At 56.2% G+C, this 20,595-nt stretch carries 18 protein-coding genes; 11 read left to right on the top strand and 7 right to left on the bottom strand.

The genetic code is table 11. The annotated features are described in order from the left end of the window. Positions 1–59: 59 nt before the first annotated feature. Both RX972_RS13210 and RX972_RS13205 read right to left on the bottom strand, forming a co-directional pair. A complete protein-coding gene (locus tag RX972_RS13210; RefSeq protein ID WP_027900296.1) occupies positions 60–1,052 on the bottom strand; it encodes an NAD-dependent epimerase/dehydratase family protein in 993 nt (330 codons plus the stop codon). A gap of 141 nt (positions 1,053–1,193) precedes the next feature. Next, entirely contained in the window at positions 1,194–2,093 is a 900-nt protein-coding gene (locus RX972_RS13205; RefSeq protein ID WP_027900295.1) for a LysR family transcriptional regulator ArgP, read from the bottom strand. 117 nt (positions 2,094–2,210) lie between these two features. Between RX972_RS13205 and RX972_RS13200 the strand changes: the two genes are divergently transcribed. From RX972_RS13200 to RX972_RS13150, 11 genes are all read left to right on the top strand, one after another. After that, positions 2,211–2,813, top strand: coding sequence for a LysE/ArgO family amino acid transporter (locus tag RX972_RS13200; protein ID WP_316875915.1), 603 nt, complete (start codon positions 2,211–2,213; stop codon positions 2,811–2,813). A gap of 638 nt (positions 2,814–3,451) precedes the next feature. Further along, a complete protein-coding gene (locus RX972_RS13195) occupies positions 3,452–4,033 on the top strand; it encodes a superoxide dismutase (RefSeq protein WP_027900293.1) in 582 nt (193 codons plus the stop codon). A 304-nt stretch (positions 4,034–4,337) separates the two neighbouring features. After that, on the top strand, positions 4,338–6,389 hold the full coding sequence (locus tag RX972_RS13190) for a putative bifunctional diguanylate cyclase/phosphodiesterase (protein WP_255877998.1): 2,052 nt from the start codon (positions 4,338–4,340) through the stop codon (positions 6,387–6,389). Positions 6,390–6,881: 492 nt separating this feature from the next. Then, on the top strand, positions 6,882–8,243 hold the full coding sequence (locus RX972_RS13185) for an imelysin family protein (RefSeq protein WP_027900291.1): 1,362 nt from the start codon (positions 6,882–6,884) through the stop codon (positions 8,241–8,243). Between the two features lie 188 nt (positions 8,244–8,431). Continuing rightward, positions 8,432–8,890, top strand: a complete 459-nt coding sequence (locus RX972_RS13180; RefSeq protein WP_316875910.1) for a DUF393 domain-containing protein — start codon at positions 8,432–8,434, stop codon at positions 8,888–8,890. A gap of 72 nt (positions 8,891–8,962) precedes the next feature. Then, a complete protein-coding gene (locus tag RX972_RS13175; RefSeq protein WP_316875908.1) occupies positions 8,963–9,748 on the top strand; it encodes a hypothetical protein in 786 nt (261 codons plus the stop codon). A 587-nt stretch (positions 9,749–10,335) separates the two neighbouring features. Continuing rightward, positions 10,336–12,183 (top strand): S-type pyocin domain-containing protein, encoded by a 1,848-nt coding sequence (locus RX972_RS13170; protein ID WP_316875984.1) that lies wholly within the window; start codon positions 10,336–10,338, stop codon positions 12,181–12,183. Continuing rightward, positions 12,183–12,452 (top strand): immunity protein, encoded by a 270-nt coding sequence (locus tag RX972_RS13165; protein WP_187522096.1) that lies wholly within the window; start codon positions 12,183–12,185, stop codon positions 12,450–12,452. Before RX972_RS13170 ends, RX972_RS13165 begins: the two co-directional genes overlap by 1 nt. Before the next feature lie 300 nt (positions 12,453–12,752). Then, on the top strand, positions 12,753–14,180 hold the full coding sequence (locus tag RX972_RS13160) for a di-heme oxidoredictase family protein (RefSeq protein ID WP_316875907.1): 1,428 nt from the start codon (positions 12,753–12,755) through the stop codon (positions 14,178–14,180). 33 nt (positions 14,181–14,213) lie between these two features. Continuing rightward, on the top strand, positions 14,214–15,278 hold the full coding sequence (locus tag RX972_RS13155; RefSeq protein WP_099270906.1) for an imelysin family protein: 1,065 nt from the start codon (positions 14,214–14,216) through the stop codon (positions 15,276–15,278). Between the two features lie 16 nt (positions 15,279–15,294). After that, positions 15,295–16,392, top strand: a complete 1,098-nt coding sequence (locus tag RX972_RS13150) for a DUF1513 domain-containing protein (protein ID WP_316875981.1) — start codon at positions 15,295–15,297, stop codon at positions 16,390–16,392. A 96-nt stretch (positions 16,393–16,488) separates the two neighbouring features. Here the strand turns inward: RX972_RS13150 and RX972_RS13145 are convergent, their stop codons facing one another. The 5 genes from RX972_RS13145 to colR form a co-directional block, all read right to left on the bottom strand. After that, positions 16,489–16,716 carry a hypothetical protein gene (locus RX972_RS13145; protein WP_316875903.1) on the bottom strand — a complete coding sequence of 76 codons (228 nt, stop codon included), beginning with the start codon at positions 16,714–16,716 and terminating at the stop codon, positions 16,489–16,491. After that, positions 16,716–17,432, bottom strand: a complete 717-nt coding sequence (locus RX972_RS13140) for a lipopolysaccharide kinase InaA family protein (RefSeq protein WP_316875900.1) — start codon at positions 17,430–17,432, stop codon at positions 16,716–16,718. Before RX972_RS13140 ends, RX972_RS13145 begins: the two co-directional genes overlap by 1 nt. A 5-nt stretch (positions 17,433–17,437) precedes the next feature. Further along, positions 17,438–18,118: a class I SAM-dependent methyltransferase gene (locus tag RX972_RS13135; RefSeq protein ID WP_316875898.1), complete on the bottom strand. Its 681-nt coding sequence runs from the start codon at positions 18,116–18,118 to the stop codon at positions 17,438–17,440. A gap of 210 nt (positions 18,119–18,328) precedes the next feature. Continuing rightward, entirely contained in the window at positions 18,329–19,609 is a 1,281-nt protein-coding gene (locus RX972_RS13130) for a sensor histidine kinase (RefSeq protein WP_122708173.1), read from the bottom strand. Next, complete coding sequence (gene colR, locus RX972_RS13125; RefSeq protein ID WP_027900279.1) at positions 19,599–20,282, bottom strand: two-component system response regulator ColR; 684 nt, start codon at positions 20,280–20,282, stop codon at positions 19,599–19,601. Before colR ends, RX972_RS13130 begins: the two co-directional genes overlap by 11 nt. Positions 20,283–20,595: the final 313 nt, after the last annotated feature.

The following is a 20,595-nucleotide window of genomic DNA, read 5'->3' as shown; positions in this document are numbered from 1 at the left end:
CGTGATGAAAACTGCTTGAAGTTCGCGAGTATAACCGCTGAGGCCGCAGCCTAAAGCGCTCACCTGCTTTGTTGCGTTTGCCACCAGTCGCAAAACTCATCCAGTGCCGCCCACAGGCTGACTTGCGGGTCGTAGTCCAGATAATGCCGGGCGCGGCTGATATCCAGGGTGAAATCCTTGCTCATGACCTGCATCCCCAAGCGCGACAAGGTTGGCTCCGGGCGGCCCGGCCACAGCATGCACGCAGCCTCGTTGATCGCGGCTGCCGAATAGGCCAGGCCACTGGATCGATACCGCGTGACCTGTGGCAGCTGCATCCGGCGCATCACGTAGTTCACCGCATCCCACAGCGGCACAGGCGTCCCGTTGCTGATGTTATAGGCCTTGCCCAACGCCGACCTGTCAGCCAGCAAACTGCTGATCAGGGCCTGATTGAGGTTGTGCACACTGGTGAAATCCACCTTGTTCAAACCATTGCCGACAATCGACAGACGCTTCTTGCGTTGCATGTGCAGCAGCCGCGGGAAGATGCTTGTGTCGCCTGCTCCGGTTACGAAACGCGGTCGCAGGGCGATCACTTCCAGTCCGAACTCTTCCGCGCCAAACACCTTCTGCTCAGCCAGATATTTGCTGGCGGCGTAGTGATTGTTGAAGCGTTTGGGCACCTGTTCTTCTTTGAGGTCCAGGTGCGAGTGGCCATCGAAGTAGATTGAAGGCGACGACAAATGGACCAGCCTTCTGACCCTTTGTTTCAGACAGGCCTCAACGATGTTTTCAGTGACTTGCACGTTGCCCTGCAAGAAATCCTGCTTGCGCCCCCAGACGCCTACTGAACCGGCGCAATGCACCACAGCTTCAACGTCGTCACACAGCACGCGAACCAGATCGGGATTGATCAAGTCACCCTGGATAAATTCAGCACCGCGCTTGACCAGATGCGCGACACCTTCGGCACGTCGGCCATTGACCCGCACGCTAAAGCCCTGCTCCAGGGCGAACCGCGCAAAGCGCCCGCCGATAAAGCCGCTTGCGCCGGTGACCAGAATCTTCATTTACCGCTCCGTTAGATATTTTTTGCTTGTTTCAAAACACAGGTCTATCTGATTTACAGAGATTCTGTAGGAGCTAACTTGTTGGCGAGGCGGTGTGTCAGGTACGGTGCCTCGCCAACAAGTTAGCTCCTACAGGCCCGGTCATCGCACTTGCAGCGGCACCAGCCACTGCCCCGCCTGCTGCGCCAGATGCTCCGTCAATCGGGTCAACAATTGACCGCCATTGCGCCAATGATGCCAGTACAGCGGCACGTCCACCGGTTTGTCTTCAGCAAACTCCACCAGCGAGCCGCGCTGCAGTTGCTCGCGCACCTGTATTTCCGGGACCAGCCCCCAGGCCACTCCGGCTTCGGTCATGCGTAAAAAACCTTCGGACGATGGGCACACATGATGCTCGAACCCGCCCTCGATCCCTAGTGAAGCCAGATAACGATGCTGCAAAAAATCATCCGGGCCGAATACCAGCGCTGGAACACGGGCAAGTTTTTTCGCCTCGAAACCTTCCGGAAAGTGGCGCGCGATGAATGCCGGACTGGCGAGGCCACGGTAGCGCATCGCACCCAATAACAGACTGCGGGCACCGGCAACAGGGCGTTCGCTGGCGCACAAACAGGCCGCGACATCGCCTGCCCGCATGCGCTTGAGGCCCACGTCCTGGTCTTCGACAACCAGATCCAGCAACAGATTGTTCTGCGCGCAGAAGTCGCCAATCGCATCGGCCCACCATGTCGCCAGACTGTCGGCATTCAAAGCAATACGCAGGCGCTCCGGCATGCCTTCTTCGTCCAGGGCGGGCACCTGGCTTTGCAGATCACGCTCCAGCAACCGCACTTGCTGCACATGGTTGAGCAAGCGACGACCAATATCAGTCGGGCTCGGCGGTGTGGCGCGAACCAGAACCGGCTGCCCCACCCGCGCCTCCAGCAACTTGATCCGCTGGGACACTGCTGACTGAGACAAACCCAATACCTGCGCGGCACGCTCGAAGCCTGCCTGTTCAATCACGGCTGCCAAGGCTGAAAGCAGTTTGTAGTCGAACATCAGTTTCCCTAATGGGCGATCAGTAATATTGGTTTTTCTTATACAGGTTTGCCACTCACAATCGCCACACAAACCTGCCGGACAGGCAGATTATTCAGTGCGTGGAGCATATTTTTCATGTGGCAAAGTTATCTCAACGGCCTGCTGGTGGCGGGCGGTTTGATCATGGCGATCGGTACTCAGAATGCTTTTGTTCTGGCGCAGAGTCTGCGTCGCGAACATCATTTGCCGGTAGCAATGGTATGCATCGTCTGTGATGCGATCCTGATTGCCGCCGGCGTATTTGGCCTCGCCAACCTGCTTGCGCAAAACCCGACATTGCTGGCGGTTGCTCGTTGGGGCGGCGTTGTATTTTTGCTCTGGTACGGCAGCCTTGCGTTACGCCGGGCCTGCTCCAGCCAGAGCCTGGAAAAGAGTGAAGCCGTAGGCCTGCGCTCGCGCCGGGCAGTCCTGCTCAGCGCCTTGGCAGTGACCCTGCTCAACCCCCATGTTTATCTCGATACGGTGTTGCTGGTCGGCTCCCTTGGCGCTCAGCAAAGTGTGCCGGAGGCTTATGTGGTGGGCGCAGCCAGTGCGTCACTGTTGTGGTTCAGCACTCTGGCGCTCGGCGCAGCATGGCTGGCCCCCTGGCTGGCGCGCCCGGCTACCTGGCGACTGCTGGACCTGATGGTCGCGGTAATGATGTTCAGCGTTGCGGTGCAGTTGATCAGGGCTGCGTAAATCCAGAACACTAAATGCAAAACCCTGTGGGAGATGCCCCGGTGTCCCTGACACCACGCTGTCGCTAAGCAAACGGATGACCCTGTAGGAGCCAACTTGTTGGCGAGACGTCGGACCCGCATCGTCAGAAATTCCGCTTCGCCAACAAGTTAGCTCCTACAAGGTCCGCGTTTCAAATCCATTATTGGAGTGATGTTTGATAGGAGCAGAGCTTGCTCGCGATACATGAGACGCAGCCTCAAGGCACACAGCGTTATCGTTTATCGCGGGCAAGCACCGCCAACAGGCTCTACGCATTCAAGTGGGACCGAATTTATTCGGGAAAGCGGTAGTTCAGGCAGCACATAAGCTTCGATGTACCGGCCTCTTCGCGAATGAATTCGCTCCCACCGGGATCAACGCTTGCAGGCCAACATAGAATCCCTCACGCACCAGGGCCCTGTATCAGCTCGCATTTCCTTTCGGTAAATCCTCTGGAACCTCTATCCCACACAGTTGTTGCGTGGTTAACGGGCAGACCCGGTGCTATGATCCTGACCCTGCGCCGCAAAGAGTACAAACTCGCCGGTGCATGTTCTGTCTGGCCGCCCGTGATCGGCCTTGCGCTCACCGCAACTGACCTGATTAGGAGATAAACCATGGCTTTTGAATTGCCGCCGCTGCCGTACGCCAAAGATGCTCTGGTACCGCACATTTCCGCAGAGACACTGGAATATCACCACGACAAGCACCACAACACCTACGTGGTGAACCTGAACAACCTGGTGCCAGGCACCGAGTTCGAAGGCAAAACCCTGGAAGAAATCATCAAGACTTCTTCGGGTGGCATCTTCAACAACGCCGCTCAAGTCTGGAACCACACGTTCTATTGGGAATGCCTGGCACCAAACGCTGGCGGCGAACCTACTGGCGCACTGGCTGACGCTATCAACGCGGCTTTCGGCTCGTTCGACAAGTTCAAAGAAGAATTCAGCAAAACCTCTATCGGCACCTTCGGTTCCGGCTGGGGCTGGTTGGTGAAAAAACCTGACGGTTCCCTGGCTCTGGCCAGCACCATCGGCGCAGGCAACCCAATGACCAGCGGCGACACCCCGCTGCTGACCTGCGATGTATGGGAACACGCCTACTACATCGACTACCGCAACCTGCGTCCAAAGTACGTTGAAGCATTCTGGAACCTGGTTAACTGGGACTTCGTAGCGAAGCAATTCGCTGCCTGATTTCAGATCCAGTCAAAAAACCCGGCATTGCCGGGTTTTTTTTCATCCATGAAATGTGCTTAATGTCTTGTCAGCCGACGATAGCGGACTAATATCATCCGCTGGGGTTTTTACAATTCTGTTCAAGTTTCAAAGGTTTTTGTCCGACACAGTGAGAATGCCTGACTTTATGATGAGGTCGGGATGGAGCAAGAGAGCAGGTGAAGAGGAGAAGAATCGCCGTTTAGCGATCTCGCTCTGGTTCCACTGTTTTTTGACGGTTGCAAAGGCTTGACGCACCCGGCACGGATTAAGGAATAGCCATTTGAAGCTGGAACTCAAAAACAGCCTGTCAGTAAAGCTTCTGCGCGTGGTGCTGCTCTCGGCACTGGTCGTAGGCGTTGTGTTGAGTTGTGCGCAGATCGTCTACGACGCGTACAAGACTCGCCAGGCCGTAGCGAGCGATGCAGAAAGGATCCTGGACATGTTCCGTGACCCGTCGACTCAGGCCGTATACAGCCTGGACCGGGAAATGGGCATGCAGGTCATTGAAGGTCTGTTTCAGGACAATGCGGTGCGGCTGGCATCCATTGGCCATCCGAATGAAACCTTGCTCGCTGAAAAAGAGCGCCCCCTGAAAGCCACTTCAACGCGCTGGCTGACCGACCTGATTCTTGGCAAGGAGCGCAGCTTCACTACTCAACTGGTCGGCCGCAGCCCTTACAGCGAGTACTACGGCGACCTGCGCATCACGATGGACACAGCCACCTATGGCGAAGGTTTCATCATCAATGCCGTGATTATTTTCATCTCCGGGGTGCTACGCGCATTGGCGATGGGCCTGGTGTTGTATCTGGTCTATCACTGGCTGCTGACCAAGCCGCTGTCGCGCATCATCGAACACCTGACCAACATCAACCCCGATCGCCCCAGCGAACACCAGCTTCCGCTGCTCAAGGGCCACGAGAAAAACGAACTGGGCATCTGGGTCAATACAGCCAACCAGTTGCTGGCTTCCATCGAACGCAATACGCACTTGCGCCACGAAGCTGAAATCAGCCTGCTGCGCATGGCTCAGTATGACTTCCTCACCGGCCTGCCCAACCGCCAGCAACTGCAACAGCAACTGGACAAGATTCTGGTCGATGCCGGACGTCTTCAACGCCGGGTTGCGGTGTTGTGTGTCGGGCTGGATGACTTCAAGAGCATCAACGAACAATTCAGCTACCAGACTGGCGACCAATTGTTGCTGGCGCTGGCAGACCGGTTGCGGGGCCACAGCGGTCGGCTTGGAGCGCTGGCGCGGCTGGGCGGCGACCAGTTCGCCATGGTGCAGGCTGATATTGAGCAGCCTTATGAAGCTGCAGAATTGGCACAGAACATCCTTGATGATCTGGAAGCGCCGTTTGCCCTCGGCGACCAGGAAATTCGTCTGCGCGCCACCATCGGCATCACGCTCTTCCCGGAAGACGGTGACAGCACAGAGAAGCTGCTGCAGAAAGCCGAACAGACCATGACGCTGGCCAAGTCGCGCTCGCGTAACCGATATCAGTTTTATATCGCCAGCGTCGACTGCGAAATGCGTCGCCGCCGGGAGCTGGAAAAAGACCTGCGCGACGCCCTGCCCCGCAACCAGCTGTTTCTGGTCTATCAGCCGCAGATCAGCTATCGCGAGAATCGCGTGGTGGGCGTCGAGGCCCTGATCCGTTGGCAGCATCCGGAACACGGCCTGGTGCCGCCAGACCAATTCATTCCGCTGGCAGAACAGAACGGCTCCATCATTACGATTGGTGAATGGGTGCTTGACCAGGCTTGCCGCCAATTGCGCGAATGGCACGATCAGGGATTCACTGACTTGCGCATGGCGGTCAACCTTTCGACCGTCCAGTTGCACCACACCGAACTGCCACGGGTGGTCAACAACCTGATGCAGATCTACCGCCTGCCGCCACGCAGCCTGGAACTGGAAGTCACCGAAACCGGCTTGATGGAAGACATCACCACCGCCGCGCAGCATCTGCTCAGCCTGCGCCGCTCCGGTGCGCTGATCGCTATTGATGACTTCGGGACCGGCTATTCGTCCCTGAGTTATCTCAAGAGTCTGCCGCTGGACAAGATCAAGATCGACAAAAGCTTTGTGCAAGACCTGATCGATGATGATGACGACGCAACCATCGTGCGCGCCATTATCCAGCTGGGGAAAAGTCTGGGTATGCAGGTGATCGCCGAGGGCGTGGAGACCACCGAGCAAGAGGCCTACATCATTTCCGAAGGCTGCCATGAAGGTCAGGGCTACCTGTACAGCAAGCCACTACCGGCTCGGGAGTTGCTGGCTTATTTGAGACAGGCACAACGCATCAATGTGGAAGTTTCATAAGGCTGCAGAGTATCGCCATCTGTGGGAGCCGGGCTTGCCCGCGACAAGAACAACCTGATTTATCTCGCGCACCGCATTGCCTGCATCGCGAGCAAGCTCTGCTCCTATCAAACATCACTCCAATAATGGATTTGAAACGCGGACCTTGTAGGAGCTAACTTGTTGGCGAAGCGGAATTTCTGACGATGCGGGTCCGACGTCTCGCCAACAAGTTGGCTCCTACAGGGTCATCCGTTTGCTTAGCGACAGCGCGGTGTCAGGGATACAGGGCTTAGCTCCCACGGAGCGCGAAGTAGCCGCCCTTACCAAGAAGCAATGTCAACGAACCTCGCTGAGTCAACCTTGAAACTGACACTCTTTGTTACAACCCTACCCCAACTCATCTTTCCTCAAAGGCAATAGGCCTTTACACCGAATGCAAATCTTTCGCATTATGTTGCAGCTTTTTTTGGGCGCCTGGCGCCTTGAACCCTCTAGACGCAGGATTCCGTCATGATTCGTATGCCATTGGCAACCGCTAGTCTGCTGGCCATCGCTATTTCTCTCGCCGGCTGTGGCGATGAGAAAAAAGCCGCAGCACCAGCCACCGCTTCCGCACCGGCTCCAGCGCCTGCAGCTGCACCAGCGCCTGAAGCGACTGCTTCGGCACCGGCTGCTGCACAATCCAGTGACGCCGCTGCCAAGGCCGTAGTCGCCAACTACAGCAACATGGTTTACGCCGCGTTCAGCGATGCTGAATCGAGTGCCAAAACGCTGCAGACTGCGATCAAGGACTTCCTCGCCACCCCGAACGACAAGACCCTCAAGGCTGCGCGCGACGCGTGGGTTGCCGCTCGCGTGCCGTACATGCAGACCGAAGTATTCCGCTTCGGCAACACGATCATCGACGACTGGGAAGGTCAGGTTAACGCCTGGCCCCTGGATGAAGGCCTGATCGACTACGTTGCCAAGGACTACCAACACGCGCTGGGCAACCCGGGTGCAACCGCCAACATCATCGCCAACACCGAAGTTCAGGTCGGCGAAGACAAGGTCGACGTGAAAGAAATCACCCCTGAGAAACTGGCCAGCCTGAACGAGCTGGGCGGTTCCGAAGCCAACGTTGCAACCGGCTACCACGCCATCGAATTCCTGCTGTGGGGCCAGGACCTGCACGGTAACGAAGCAGGCGCTGGCGAGCGTCCAGCCTCTGACTACATCGAAGGTGCAGGCGGTACCGGTGGTCATAACGACCGTCGTCGCGCTTACCTGACCGCAGTGACTGACCTGCTGGTCAGCGATCTGGAAGAAATGGTCAACAACTGGAAGCCGGGCGTTGCCGACAACTATCGCGCCAGCCTGGAAGCCGAAAGCGGCGAAAGCGGCCTGCGTAAAATGCTCTTCGGCATGGGCAGCCTGTCCCTTGGCGAACTGGCTGGCGAGCGCATGAAAGTTGCGCTGGAAGCCAACTCCAGTGAAGACGAGCACGACTGCTTCAGCGACAACACCCACAACTCGCACTTCTACAACGGTAAAGGCATCCGCAACGTTTACCTGGGCGAATACACCCGTACAGACGGCACCAAGGTCAGCGGTCCAAGCCTGTCTTCCCTGGTAGCCAAAGCCGATCCGGCCGCCGACGCGACCCTGCGCGCCGACCTGGACGCCACTCAGGCAAAACTGCAAGTCCTCGTCGATCAAGCCAACAAAGGTCAGCACTTCGACCAGTTGATCGCTGCGGGCAACACCGAAGGCAACCAGATCGTTCGCGACGCCATCGCCGCCCTGGTCAAGCAGACCGGTGCCATCGAGCAAGCCGCTGGCAAGCTCGGCATCACCGACCTGAACCCGGACAACGCCGATCACGAGTTCTGATCAACGAGCTCTGAGCGTTTGTTTCTGAACGCTTGAAACGGGTGAATGAAATGCCAGTTGGCTTTGCTGACTGGCATTTTTTTTGGCTGTTAATTATCTCTGAAGCTGGAGCGGGATACTGAAGTGCCCATTGTCGGCCTGGAGGTTTGGGAATACTGTGTGGAAAACCGATACAGGGCCCCTCATCAATGTACGAGACAACAAAGTGGCCACTGACGCTCTATTTTGACGGTGAATGCCCACTCTGCGCTCGAGAAATCAAAATTCTGCGTTCGCGTGCGGCACCGGATCGGCTTCGTTTTGTTGATATCAGTGATGAAGCGTTTGATACCGACTCTGTGGGATTCACGCTTGCGCAAATGGAGTCGTCGTTGCACGCCAGGTTTGACGACGGAACATGGGTCACTGGCCTTGACGCTACGCTCTGGAGCTGGCGAGCAGCGGGCCTGGGTGCATGGGCTGCACCGTTATCATGGCGGTTCGCCAGGCCGATGTTTAACATTGCTTATCGTCTCTTTTGCCGCTGGCGGCCGCATTTAGCGTGGCTGCCTCATCCTGATGGCGGCGCCCGTTGCCGGGGAAAAATTTGTGTAGTTCCGGAAACCGACCGTGCGACGCACGACCGGTCACCGCCTGATCAACGTTAGTCGTTTCAGCTCCCGGATGAGTGGCCGATAGACAGAGGTGAACCTGGATTTTTCAAGATATGGAGATCAGATTTGGTCAGCTCAATCAATACCAGTACTCCCTCGAACCAGAACATCAAGGTGTCCGGCACTCAAGTCAGCCAAACCCTGTCAGTGCCCTCAACGGCGACCGACTCGCTGGCGAGCACGGTCGGAACTACAAACGATACGAGCTCCCTGTCCTCACTGGCGCGCCAGTTGAGTGAAGCCTCTGCTCGTGCAGAAGCAAGAGACAAAAGTCTCAGCCGCAAAGAACTGGGTGAGAAAGCCGGACAACTGACAGAGCAACTGGTTGGCAGCAGCTACGACGCCAATAAAGCGCGGCACAATGCGGAAACTCCTGACAGCGACGATCCAGATCGTCTGGAGCGCGCAAAAAGCGCGACCCAATTCCTCAATGGCAGCGGAAAAAACCCGTTCGCTGGCATGTCACGAGAACAGCTTTCTGTCATCGCCTATGACGAAAGTAGTGATTTCACCGTCAACGAAAAAAAATCAGCCTGGCTGGAGTCTTACCGTCAGGAGCGAGTATGGCGCCAGCAAGTCGTGGCCCAAGGAAGTGCGGAGTACAGCGCGACAGGCAAGCTGACTGATTTTTACACCTCGGCTCTTGATCACTACAAAGGGCTGCCAGCCATCGAACAGTCGCAATACCCCAGCGACTATGAAACCAGGCTTCAGGACTGGATAGACCAGGACTTCAACTACAAAACCAACACGGCTGAAGGTAATACGGATGTCCAAAGTTTTCTGGACAAAGTTCTGAACCCTCAAAGCGATATCTTTACCGGCCGAGGCACCTCAGGCTCTCAGCCGTGAAAGCCGTTTTTGCCCCTTCCGCGACGTTCAAACCAGATGAAAGTCTGAATAATTTTCGATAATTTCCGCCCGGACCAAGCCTCTGACCACTCAAACCAGGACGGTCACCCGGACGCCGCCCCAGCGGCCAATGGTATTTATGACTCAATTCGGCAAAGCAAATTCAACGTCAATGAAGCTCGCTCCGTTCCGGGTTGCCAGGATCTAGTGGGCGGACGATTGCCCTTTCTGTGTGGATGGCTTTCGATGAGGGCGAACTCACCTGCGTGAGTCGGGACTGGTAGCTTCGTCACCCAACAACGTTGGTGGCTTGCCGTGGATATTGTGGTACCTGCCATTGAGGCATGGCAGCCGAGGAAAGGGCTTAACTATATAAGGACCGCTCGGGGCTATATTTTACCAAAAGATATATATATATGTACCGCACAACGTTATCCGGGATCTTGTTAGCTGCAGGAAATGGAACCTCAAGTTAGCTAAATCTAAAGGATAAGCACATGCCTCAAAACACTATAAACTTACCGCCCATTGTCATAACACCCGATCCGCCGATAACAGCTCCTAGTCCCTCTGTGACTTTTCCAGGAGTGATATTGGCCAGGCCACTACCATGGGATGGCAAGTTACCCTCCAACTCGGAACTCGACTCATTTTTCAATCAGAAAGGAATCAAGACTGAGCGCTTTACCATGGCAGTTGTAATGACTGTCGCAGTAGCTCAAAGAAACATCGAGCAGTCCTACACGGCCTATCTGCCGCAATTACCAGGAGACATCAACTCAGAAATCGGTGCAGCACTGGGATCTGATTTCATCTCTACGCTTGATAGAGCAAGGGCTGAAAAAGCCATTGTGGACAGCCTGACGACACAGAGCACCGAAGAGTTGCATAGAAGCAATCAAGCAGCTCATGCGTTTTTTGGAAGAAATGTACTTGCGAGGGAGATAAAAAAAAGCGCGGTAGATTTCGTAAATATCTTTCAAACGAGATCGGGTCGACGTCCCCCGCTTGAAGTTTACAAGAGCTGGGAAGCGTCAGCTACAGCAGCCTATCGAGCAAAGATTCTCGAGGAGAAGATTGGAATACTTACGCAAAAGTCAGCAGCGCTCGTCCAGACAATCGCGGCAGCCCAAGCGGAAGAGGACGCACGTATCGCGATAGAAGCTGAAGCTCGGCGAGTGGCTGCCGAAGCTGCTGAAAACGCCCTTCTTGTAAAAAAAGAAGATGCTCAGCGTGTGGCGCAGCAACAAGCAGCTCGACAGGCCATTTTCACTTCAGCAGGCACGATCGCTATGCCTGCTAGTGCCAACGTTATCACGATAGCAGGGCAAGGGCTTGTTCTAGCTGGCGAAGGGGCTGCATCTCTGGCTCAGGCTATTGCCGAAGGTGTTGCTGCTTTGGGCCGAATAGCCGTCGCAGGCCCGGGTGCGTACATCGCCACTTTCTTGTCACTAGCGCTGTACTCCAGTTCTACCGCTGACGTATCGCAGGACCGAACTCCCGACCATATCCGTTACGGTTTTGGCACTGACGCCGATCAATTGGGGCTCCCGCCAGATACCGATTTGCAGAGTATAGCTTTGGCGCAAGGCACGGTAGAAATGCCAATGCGTTTGACCAGTGAAGCTAGAGGTAATCGATCATTCATTTCTGTGGTTAGTGCCGATGGCACGAACATACCCAGGGCGGTTCCCGTACGAGTTGCAACGCTGAACCCAACGACAGGTTTGTACGAGTCAGTAATACTCAGCACCATCCCGGATCAGCAACCTATCACTTTGACCTGGACGCCTGCGGACCCACCGTTGAGCGAAAACCCGTCTAGCACAACCCCCGCCATATCCCAGGAAATACCGCTGTACACCGGCGTCACTCTGCAACCCATTGTTATTGAGGCTGAGCCCTACCCTGCATTACTGCCCACGTTAAATGACTTCATCATCTGGTTCCCGGCAGCATCCGGGATCAAGCCTGTCTATGTGATGCTGAACTCTCCATATGACGGGGCAACCACCAAAGGAAAATATAGTGGACGTATGTACAATCCCGACAAAGCTGGAGGCCCGATTCAGAAGCTGGACTGGACAACAGCGTCGGTTACCCAAGAGGGTATTGAGTTGGTGAAATTGCATACAGGGCGATTTGATCCATCGGACGGTAACAACATAATGATTGATCGCCTGGAAAAAATCCTGCGCGGTGAAATATCTATCAGCGACATTGATAAAAGGTTTTATACACACGAAATTAGAGAGTTGGAACGATATAGGGCTCTTGGGTTGAGGGACAGTGAAGAAGGTTCTGTGTGGAACGATACCCACACTGCTACGCTTGAGGATTATGGAATCGACGAAATGCTCACCCCACTATATACGGAAGACGCTATCAGCGCTGATGAAAAACAAGACTATGCTCGCGCACTTAAGGAAAAATAATGAACCACATCAAAGATATTATCATCAACGAATCCATAGCAGATGTACTAACGGCTTTAGCTCCTATTTCTTCACAGCCTAGAATAGACAGACTCTACACATCCTATAGATTTGAAGCTCTTGGAACAGGTGAGTTATGGAATACCTATGAAAAACTCATAATTGATGGCGTACTAGCCCGCGATGAACGGGGGCGGGCGATCAAAGGTCCAAATTGGAAAGAGCCGGACTTCATCACCCAAGAAAAATATTCGTTAACTGAAGAGTAGAGGAACGTCGAGCAGCCCCGCGTTGGCGGGGCTTTTTCAATTAATATTCGATGTAGGTATTCACAAATCTCCCGCGACCGCCGCAGTCCTTTCCAACGATGTTTTGTCTCGGATCGACTGCAGGAATCAGCGGACAGGTAGCAAGGAGTGGACTCTAGAGTCGGGCCGGGTAAAAAAGCCTAACCGATAATTCGTAACAACACATTGCACCCACCAAGGCAAACGATAATCCCTCTTATTCAAAAACGACGAGGCTGTTAAGCTTGCACGCCCTGATTTCGGGCTTGTTGCAGGATGGTTATGGCTACGCGGTTGCGTCCCTTTGTTGTGTTGCTCAGTGCTCTGATGATGGGCGCATGCGATGACGCCCCGCGTTTCACCCAGGCTGAGCCGGGTGAAGCACTGGCGGGTGGCAAGGCGACGGTGAACAAGCGGGACGTGAATGCGTTTTCGATGCCGTCGGCGAATCTGTCTCCGGTGCGGCGTCTGGACTTCAGCGTGGGTAACAGCTTCTTCCGCAGCCCTTGGGTGATTGCACCTTCCACCACAACGGCCCGCGACGGTCTGGGGCCATTGTTCAACACTAATGCGTGCCAGAACTGCCACATCAAGGACGGTCGCGGTCATCCTCCCGAGCAGGATGATGTCAATGCCGTTTCGATGCTGGTGCGCCTGTCGATCCCGGATGATCCGGCGCAAGCTGAACTGATCAAGAAGAATGGCGTGCTGCCCGAACCTGTCTATGGCGGACAGTTGCAGGACATGGCGGTGCCGGGTGTTGAGCCAGAGGGTCGAGTGCGCATCGAGTACGAGCCCATGCCAGTCAGGTTCCGCGATGGCACTGTGGTCGAACTGCGCAAGCCGACCTTGAGCATCACTCATCTGGGCTACGGCCCGATGCACCCTGAAACCCGCGCTTCGGTGCGTGTCGCACCTCCAATGATTGGCCTGGGGCTGCTGGAGGCGATTCCCGATGCAGCGATTCTGGCCAATGCCGATACAGATGACAAAGACGGCGACGGCATCTCCGGTCGCCCGAACTGGGTGTGGGACGATGAGCAACAGACCGTCGCCTTGGGCCGTTTTGGCTGGAAGGCCGGGCAGCCCAATCTAAACCAACAAAACGTGCACGCGTTTTCAGGCGACATGGGGCTGACCACCAGCCTGCGCAATTTCGATGACTGCACGCCCACACAGACCAACTGCCTTGCGGCCCCTAACGGCAATGGGCCGGATGGCGAGCCCGAGGTCAGCGACAATATCCTGCGGCTGGTGCTGTTCTACAGTCGCAACCTGGGAGTTCCTGCCCGTCGTAATATTGAAAACCCGCAGGTATTGGCCGGCAAGAATCTGTTTTACGAGGCTGGCTGCCAGCAATGCCATACACCGCAGTTCAAGACACGCCATGATGCTGCCGAGCCGGAACTCGCCAATCAGGTGATACGTCCTTACAGCGACCTGTTATTACATGACATGGGCGCCGAGTTGGCTGACAATCGCACCGAATTTCAGGCGACCGGGCGCGAATGGCGCACGCCGCCTCTGTGGGGCATAGGTCTGACGCAGACCGTCAGCGGCCACACTCAGTTTTTACACGATGGACGAGCCCGCGATCTGCTCGAAGCGGTGCTGTGGCACGGCGGTGAAGCTCAGGCCGCGCAGCGTCAGGTATTGGCGTTCGATGCCGAGCAACGCGCAGCATTGCTGGCGTTCCTGAATTCGTTATGACTTCTTTCATTTAAAAACTATAAGGAGCCGGACATGTTCCGTCCCAAGTTGCTCTTCACCAGCCTTGCCGCGCTCGCCTTGGGTGCCTGCGCGCCTTCGGACCCGCAAGCGGTCACTTCGGCAGCGATTGCCAAGCAAGTGATCCTGCCGACCTACAGCCGCTGGGTTGATGCTGATCGCAAGTTGGCGACAAGCGCTTTGGCGTTCTGCGAAGGCAAGACTGATCTGGCCACTGCCCGCGCTGACTTCCTCTATGCCCAGAAGGCATGGGCCGAGCTGCAGCCATTGCTGATCGGGCCACTGGCCGAGGGCAATCGTTCATGGCAGGTGCAGTTCTGGCCGGACAAGAAAAATCTGGTCGGCCGTCAGGTGGAACAACTGGTGACCGCCCAACCGCAGATCACCCCCGATGCGTTGGCCAAATCCAGCGTGGTCGTTCAAGGCTTGTCCGCTTATGAATACATCCTGTTCGACGCTGCCATCGACATGGCCAACGCCGAGCAAAAAGCCCGTTATTGCCCATTGCTGATGGCGATTGGTGAGCGCCAGAAAGCCCTCGCCGAAGAGATCCTCAGCCGCTGGAACAGCAACGACGGCATGCTCGCGCAATTGAGCAAATTCCCCAACCAGCGCTACGCAGACTCTCACGAGGCCATCGCCGAGTTACTGCGCGTGCAAGTCACCGCCCTGGATACGCTGAAGAAAAAGCTCGGTACACCGCTGGGTCGTCAGAGCAAAGGTCAGCCACAACCATTCCAGGCGGACGCATGGCGTAGCCAGTCGTCCCTGAGCAGCCTGGAAGCGAGCCTGGCCAGCGCCCAGACGGTATGGGCCGGGGTCGACAACAAAGGCTTGCGTGGTCTGCTGCCCGCCGAGCAGAAACCGCTGGCAGACAAGATCGACGCTGCTTACGCTGCCAGTCGCAAACTGCTATCGGACCTCAAGCCGCCGCTCGTCGACTTGCTGGCCAGTGAAGAGGGTCGTCAGCAGCTAAATGCCTTCTACGACAGCCTCAACGTCGTGCATCGTCTGCACGAAGGTGAGTTGGCCAAAGCACTGGGCATCCAGTTGGGCTTCAACGCCAACGACGGCGACTGATCAGGAGATAACAATGATGTTGCGACGCCAGGCCCTGGCACTCGGAAGCCTGCTGCTCAGCGCCTGCACCCTGGGCGGCTGGACGCTGTTTCGACAGAAAGGCAAAAGCCCGCTGCTGCTGTCCGCTCGCGACGATGGCGACGGCCAGCACTACGCCGTGGGTTATCGTCTGGATGGTCAACAAGTGTTCGCAACCCGGGTCGGCCAACGCTGCCACGACATCATCAATCATCCAACGCTGAATCTGGCGCTGTTCGTCGCCCGTAGACCGGGCACTGAAAGTTATCTGATCGACCTGAATGATGGACGTCTGCTACAGACGATCCACTCGCAACCTGATCGGCATTTCTACGGCCATGCAGTCATCCACAGCAGCGGCGAATGGCTCTACACCACCGAGAATGACACCACCGACCCTGGGCGCGGTGTACTCGGCGTGTATCGGTTTGTGGACGAGCGTCTGGTGCATACAGGGGAAATCTCCACCCATGGTATTGGCCCGCATCAGGTGTCCTGGATGCCTGATGGCGAAACATTGGTGGTGGCCAATGGCGGGATCCGGACTGAAGCGGAAAGCCGCGTCGAAATGAATCTGAACGCCATGCAGCCAAGCCTGGTATTGATGCAGCGCGACGGCACGCTGCTAAGCAAGGAAACCCTGGCGCAATCCATGAACAGTGTTCGTCACCTGGGAATCGCCAGCGACGGCACCATCGTCTCGGGTCAGCAATTCATGGGAGACGCCCATGAGTCCTCGGAGTTGCTGGCGATCAAACGCCCGGGCCAGCCGTTTGTTGCGTTTCCGGTGAGTGAACAGCAACTGGCTTCGATGGGGCATTACACCGCAAGCGTTGCCGTACACAGCGAATTGCGTCTGGTGGCCCTCACTGCTCCACGGGGCAATCGTTTTTTCATCTGGGATCTGGACAGCGGCGCAGTCCGCCTCGACGCTGCCCTGCCCGACTGCGCAGGTGTTGGTGCGGTAACGGATGGATTTGTGGTGACCTCCGGACAAGGTCGTTGCCGTTTTTACGACTGCCGTCAAAACGAGCTGCTTGCCAAACCTCTGGATCTGCCTGCCGGACTTTGGGACAACCATCTGCATCTGGTTTGAAGCGCCCTGGTCTGCGAGGAGCTTTTATCTAAAGCGCAGATGCAACGAGGCCCCATTACAGGGGCCGTTAGTCAGTGGAGCAGCAAACGCCAATAGCTAACGTCCGCTACTTGAGCCTTGAGCCAACCCAAACATCAATAACAGCAAGTCGTGACTCGGACTCACCAGGTCGGGAGCTTTTGCGACCCGTGGCAGCGGGCAATGCCCTTCGCCGTGTAGAGCGCTCAAAATCTGTGTTCCCGGCTGTACCCAGGCGGCCATTGCAACGGAGGTCACCGCCAGCGCACCCAGAATAAATAAACCTCGTGCCAGTTCTAGTTTCATCAGTCTAAGCCCTTGATAGCGCTGCCAAACGCTGCCTGATAAAAATAGACCAACTTCTGCCAATCCGTTGAAGTGAACGACGAATGGCGACGTAGCTGTTTGAGGTCATGACGGGCGGCAGCCACAGCGGTCAAACGGCGTCGGCACTTCTCCAGATCAAGCAACGCGACTTCAGCTTTAGCGTTATCACCTTCGCCAATAACACGCACAAATACGTGTTTTATATAAAGACAACTGTGCTGCCAGCGGCCTTTATGCATCCGCGCCAGGTTACCTGCCAGTTCATGGAGCAGTTGATCATGCAACGCCTCGCCATGGTGCTCTCGCCCACCTGCGGCGTACCAGTCTTCGATCTCCACAAAACCGTCCAGGGCCGCAGTCACCAGAAGCGCACGCCACTCATGGCTTTTATCACGCTGCGCACCACAGAAAATCAGCCTGGGCACGTTTACATCAAGTCCGCTCAAGCCCTGAATCGCATCGCGCTCGCGCAATACCGTCGGACGCCCGAATGGATGCAGCCAACTGCGATAGGTATGCCCAACCTGTCGTTTGACATAAATCAGTTGGCCATCATCGGCAATTATCCGTTGCACACCGCTCTCACCGCCCCGACGCTGGTTGGGCTCTTCAACCCATTCGCCATGCTGCGCCCAGAAGGAATCAAAACGCTCTTCCTTTGAGATTGTGGGCTCCATAGCGACTTGTACGCCCATCTTGTTTACCTCTTACGCAGTAAATACACACGCCACATGGCATACATCGGTAAAAAATCGAGGCGGTCCTGAATGCGGAATCCAGCCTGCTCAAACTCGGCCTCAACGGTAGCGGCCGGTAACACAAAGCGATTCTGGTAACTATCCTGCCCACTTTTCGCCTGGCGCTTTTGATCAAGGCGCTTGCGTTTCCACGATTTGAAATTGCCATCGACCCAGAGTGAAATGATCACGCTGTCACGTGTAACACGCTGAAACTCCTTCAGTAGAGCGAGCCGATGATCGGCCTGACCTACGTGGTGCAGCAACCGCATGCAGAAAATGCTGTCTACGGCGTTGTCGGGTAGATCGATGTCAAAAGCAGATGTCTGCAAGGGTTGTACCCTTTTCACTACTTCTGCCGGCTGGGCAGCACAAGCGGTCTTCAGCATGTCTGCCGAATTGTCAGCGCCAATGATCATGCGGTTCGATTTCTCAGCCAATAACGGCCAGAAGCGCCCGGCACCGCAAGGGAGGTCAAGCACTAACCCCGGATCACCCGCACGATGCAAAGCGGTACGCGCCAATTGCTCATCGCGCCAATGAGACAGGCGACGGGACAGATTGTCCTGATGCTTTTGCAAATACTGTTGGGCATGTTCGTGGTTGTACTTGCGTGAAAACTCAAGTTCGATTCGCTTGCTCATAGGGGCACCTACTCATGTCGATGCCGGCAAGATAGTCAGAGCGCTGTCAGCGTCAGGTCATGCCCATGTGAAAAAAGTGTCGGAAGTCTGCGCAGATGTTTCCAGATACGTCAAAGGTTTAGCGTCCCTGAGGACGTAAGGTAAAGAAGACTGTCAGAGTTATTTCGGCGTTGAAACGGGGGAGCACATCGTTGATGGACGCAGACGGACTTACTTTTTGAGCTTCACACTGAAGCGGCAACCGTTGGGCTCCATCGGGCTCAAGCTGACGCTCCACCCCTGGTTTTCACAGATGCGCTGAACCAGCGAAAGACCCAACCCAAGACCTTCACCCCGCTGTTCGTTACCCCGCACAAAAGGCTCGAACATGGCCTCGCGTTTTTCTTCAGGGATACCGACACCGCTGTCCTCCACCAGAAAACCTTCCTGCTGCAACGTCAACGTAATGAAGCCTTGGTCGGTGTAATGCAGGGCATTGCGCAGCAGGTTGCCCATAACGGCGTGAAGGAAGGTGGAGTTGTACAGAATTCCTGAAGGCGGACTCGTGCCAACTGAGCGCACAGTCAGTTGCAACCCTTTGCTTTCGATAGGGCCGCGCCAGAGTGCAACCAGATCTTCAGCAACACTTTCCAGGGACACCTTGGGGACCATGTTGGCTTCTTCACGCTGAGTGCGCGCCAGCATGAGGAACGTCTGGACCAGGTCACGCATTTCCTCACACGCCCGGGCAATCCGCTCGACCTGCGCTCTGGCACGAGCATCCAGCGCTGGATTATCCAGCAACAGCTCGCAGGAGCTGGCCAGTACCATCAGCGGGGTTCGCAGTTCATGGCTGACGTCGCTGGTGAACATACGCTCGCGGGTCAACGCCTGACGCAGGCGTCCCAGCGTGGCATCGAAGGCCACGGCCAGTTCCCCTACTTCGTCAGCGGCATAGTCAGGCGCCAACGGAGGTGCCAAACCAAGCAACTGGTCGCGATGACGCACCTGCCGTGCCAGCCTTACGACAGGCGCCATGACCCGGCGAGCCAGTACCCAGCCCAAAAATACCGCCAGCCCCAAGGCAAGCACGAAGCCCACCAGCACGACGGCGAATAACACTCGCTCGCGCTCTTCAAAATCGCTTTGATCTTGAAGCAATGCATAACGTCGACCGTCGACCACTTCGATCATGGCGTGATAGGACAGCGGGCCACGAAACACTTCATGAAAGCCAGGCTCAAGATGCCTGAGGTCGCTGGGTATATCGAAATCGCCGGGGCCGCCGCTGAAATAGAAGAGCTGATCAGGCTCCGGACGGTGACTCCAGTCGCTGACACTGTCGAGCAGCAGCAAACGGTTCAGGTCGCCGCCAAGGCCGGCTGAAATCAGTTTCTCTTCTACCAGATGGACAGTCGCGACGATGCCCATGGCAAAAGAACCCGCCACCAGCGCGCTCATCAACGCGAAAGCGATGATGATGCGTTGGGCAAGGCTCTGTTTAAACTCCATCCCGGCCCTCGGCCAGACGGTAACCGACACCATGTACGGTTTGCAGCAGTGGCTTGTCGAAAGGCTTGTCGATTACCTGGCGCAGTTGATGAACGTGGCTGCGCAGACTGTCGCTGTCGGGGCAGTCGTCCCCCCACAGGGCTTCCTCCAGAACCTCGCGACGCAACACGTGAGGACTTTTCTGCATCAATACGGCAAGCAGCTTGAGACCAACCGGATTGAGCTTGAGCAGACGCCCTTCACGGGTGACTTCCAGTGTGTCGAGGTCGTACACCAATTCGGCGACTTGCAAGGTGCGTCGGCCACCGCCCTGAGCACGGCGCAATACAGCTTCGATGCGTGCAGCCAGCTCGGACAAGGCGAAGGGTTTGAGCAGATAGTCATCAGCACCGGAACGGAAGCCCTGCAGGCGATCATCCAGTTGGTCACGGGCGGTCAGCATGATGACCGGGGTGTCACGGCGGGCGTCTTCACGCAGCCGCTTGCAGAGGGTGTAGCCATCGATGCCGGGCAGCATGATGTCGAGCACGATAAGGTCGTAATGTTCGGTTGCCGCCAGATGCAATCCGGAGAGGCCATCCTGTGCACAATCGACGGTATAGCCCTTCATGCCCAGATAATCGGCAAGGTTGGCCAGGATATCCCGGTTGTCTTCTACAAGAAGAATTCGCATGTGCACGCCCTCCATCTGAAATAGGCTGGCGCAGCTTAAGGCCTATAGGGGGCAAGAGCCAGTGTCAGTTAGGGTTAAGGGTGAAGCGAAGTGATTTTGCTACTGAGTGGCAGCAAAAAAACTCTCTGTGCTTCTGAGTTCTGGTTTCGCCCTGACGGTCGACCCCCTTTGTTTCGGCAAAGGGGGGGAAACCATTTATCGCTGACGTGCGGCCCTGCTTCGCAGGGGTACCTTCGACTCCGGTGCCGTGGTGTGGGCACGCGCCGACGGGCCATCCTTGGCCCAACGGCGCTCGCTCGGCATCCATGCCGAG

This window comes from Pseudomonas syringae group sp. J309-1 (assembly GCF_032582135.1).
GTDB classification, from domain to species: Bacteria; Pseudomonadota; Gammaproteobacteria; order Pseudomonadales; family Pseudomonadaceae; genus Aquipseudomonas; species Aquipseudomonas quasicaspiana.
Note: the sequence above shows the minus strand (reverse complement) of the source record. Positions and strands in the feature narration are given on the sequence as shown.